This is a genomic window from Mesorhizobium sp. M7A.F.Ca.MR.362.00.0.0 (genome assembly GCF_004023175.1).
In the GTDB taxonomy this organism is placed as follows: domain Bacteria; phylum Pseudomonadota; class Alphaproteobacteria; order Rhizobiales; family Rhizobiaceae; genus Mesorhizobium.
The window spans coordinates 19,770-20,405 of the sequence record NZ_RZTF01000077.1; the positions used below are offsets into that span (position 1 = coordinate 19,770).

The window sequence follows — 636 nt, forward strand, 5'->3', positions numbered from 1 at the left end:
GCGTGATCTGGCCGAGGTCGCGCGCGTCGACATAGCTCCAGGCGATGCGCTTGCGGAAACCCGGATCGGCGAACCATTTCGGAAACAGCGAATATTCGTGCGGCTCGATGACGTTGCCGATGCGCAGGGCGTAGATGTCGGTGCCGTTGCGTTGCGCAAAGGCCCGCGCCGTTTTCTCGTTGACGACCTTGGACAAAGCATAGCTGTCCATCGGATCGACATCATACTCCTCGTCGAGCGGGAAATATTTGGGATCGCGCGGCTCGTTGGCGAACACAAGCCCATAGGTCGTCTCGCTGGAGGCGATGACAATTTTGCGGATACCGAGCTTCACCGCCGCCTCGACGACATTGTAGGTGCCGAGCGCGTTGATGCGGAACACCTCGTTGTCGGTGGTGATCATGATGCGGGGGATGGCGGCGAAATGCACCACCGCATCGACCGGCTGCGGGCGCAGCGAGGGGTCGAATTCATGCAGGCCCATATAGCTCGACAGTGCGTTGAACACCTGCCCGCTGTCGGTGATGTCGGTGATCAGCGTGCGCACCTTGGGATTGTCGAGCGGCTTGGTGTCGATGTTGAGCACTTGGCAGCCTTGCTCGACCAGATATTGGACGACATGGCGTCCGGCCTTGC

General features: G+C 60.4%; 1 protein-coding gene. It reads right to left on the reverse strand.

Annotated features, from left to right (window positions below; translation table 11 throughout):
• Positions 1 to 636, reverse strand: a 636-nt coding sequence (locus tag EOC06_RS12905; RefSeq protein WP_245469549.1) for an NAD(P)-dependent oxidoreductase, incomplete at both ends; no start/stop codon positions are given.